The organism is Deinococcus pimensis DSM 21231, assembly GCF_000519345.1.
GTDB classification, from domain to species: Bacteria; Deinococcota; Deinococci; order Deinococcales; family Deinococcaceae; genus Deinococcus_A; species Deinococcus_A pimensis.
Window position 1 is genome coordinate 1 of the sequence record NZ_KI912620.1, and the last position, 1,752, is coordinate 1,752.

A 1,752-nucleotide genomic window follows, 5' to 3' on the forward strand; every position below is an offset into this window, starting at 1 on the left:
GCGCGTGGCGCGGGGAGTGTCGGCGGCCTCCGGCTTGGCGCGACGGGGAGAGCGGGTGGGCTTCTCCGGCGCGGGGTCGGCCTGACGGCGACCCTTCCTGGAGGTCTGGGCGGCCTGCTTCGCTTCGGGCGCGGCGGCCGCGGTGTCCTCTTTCTTTTTCGGCATTCAGCACCTTGGGTCTGGTACGGTGGGCGCCCGTCTGGCCCCACGTTGGAGGCACGTCTGAAGTCTCGGCGGGGTCTTGAGCCCCGATCGGGCGCTCGCGCGAGCGCGGTTCACCGTACTGGCCGGGACGCGGATGACGCTGACGTCACCCGTCCGCGTGGCGAACGCAGTATAGCACCCTCACCCCGCGGGGACCGGACGCCCGGGAACGCTGAACGCGAACTAAGGACCGTCTAGGACGGAAGCAGCGCAGAGACCACCGGATCGGGCCCCGTCACGACCGCCGTGACGGCCGCGTGATCGCTGAGCCTCGGCGCGCGGTGGACACGCACCTCACGCAGGTCCACGCCGCCCGCGAGGAGGTAGTCGAGCCGCCAGCCGACGTCCTTCTCGTACGCCGCGCCCCGGTTCGACCACCACGTGTACTCCGCGCGCTCCCCGAGGTGCTCGCGGTGCGCGTCGCGCAGGCCCAGCCCCAGGAACTCCCCGAACCACGCGCGTTCCTGCGGGAGGAAGCCGGAGTTCTTCTGGTTCGAGCGCCAGTTGCGCAGGTCCAGGCTAGAGTGCGCCACGTTGAAGTCGCCGCCCAGCACGAGCGGACCCTGCGCCAGCCGGGCGCGCGTCCAGTCGGACAGGTGCGCCAGGAAGGCCTCCTTGAACGCCTGGCGCTCGTCGCCGGAACTGCCGCTCGGGACGTACACGCTCCCGACACGCAGGTCCCCGAAACGCGCGACGAGCACGCGGCCCTCCGCGTCGTACGCCTCGTGACCCACGCCGACCTCCACCTCGTCGGGCTCCCGGCGCGAGAGGATCGCCACGCCGCTGTACCCGGCGCGCGTGGCGGGCAGCCACACGCTGTGGTAGCCGAGGTCCGAAAAGACCTCCGGGTGCGGGTCCGCACGGACCTCCTGCAGCAGGGCCACGTCGGGGCGGTGCTCCTCGAACCACGCCAGGAGGCCCTTTTTCAGGGCCGAGCGCAGGCCGTTCACGTTGAAGGTGGCGATGGTCGGGTGGGCGGGCGCGTCGGGCGTCACGCGACGTAGCATACCCGCCGCGCGCGGCGCACGGGGCGCGGTTCAGTAAGCCTTCATCCGTGAGGCGCGCGGGAAGGTTGAGCTACGCTGTGTGCAGCAGGAGGCTTTATGGCAACCGTGGAATTCCGCAACGAGCAGGACGGATCGACTTTCGAACCCTCCGGTGCCGAGGTCAGGCGCGTCAAGTCCGACATCGTCGCCTGGGCGAAGCGCAACGAGTACGACCGCATCGTCTTCTGGCGTGACGGCGACAAGCTGTGGGTGCAGCTCGGCGACAGCCGCCTGAACTACTGGATGCCCGAGCACGTGTTCGCCTCGGCGGGCACCGAGGAGATCGAGATGCAGCTCGACTACGCCCGCGGCGCCGAACGGCGCGGCGCCGTCGGCTACGGCAAGTTCGACAAGTAACCCGCCGTGGTGAAGGACGGGGACACGGATCCCCGTCCTTCACCATTTCCGGCGCCGTCTCTAGCGGCTGGCGGACTCGCCCACCTCGCGCACGCCGCCCGCGCCGATCAGGCCGAGCGCGTGGGCGTGGTGCGCCGCCGCGAGG

The 1,752-nt window shown here is 70.9% G+C and carries 2 protein-coding genes; one reads left to right on the top strand and one right to left on the bottom strand.

All coding sequences use genetic code 11. The features are described 5' to 3' along the window. Positions 1-398 precede the first annotated feature (398 nt). On the bottom strand, positions 399-1,199 hold the full coding sequence (locus DEIPI_RS0101930) for an exodeoxyribonuclease III (RefSeq protein WP_027480672.1): 801 nt from the start codon (positions 1,197-1,199) through the stop codon (positions 399-401). A 108-nt stretch (positions 1,200-1,307) separates the two neighbouring features. Between DEIPI_RS0101930 and DEIPI_RS0101935 the strand changes: the two genes are divergently transcribed. Next, positions 1,308-1,607, top strand: coding sequence for a hypothetical protein (locus DEIPI_RS0101935; protein WP_027480673.1), 300 nt, complete (start codon positions 1,308-1,310; stop codon positions 1,605-1,607). The last annotated feature ends 145 nt before the right edge of the window (positions 1,608-1,752 follow it).

Coding starts and splice junctions, on each gene's coding strand:
- DEIPI_RS0101935 (WP_027480673.1), top strand. CDS start 1,308: ATGGCAACCGTGGAATTCCGCAACGAGCAGGACGGATCGACTTTCGAA.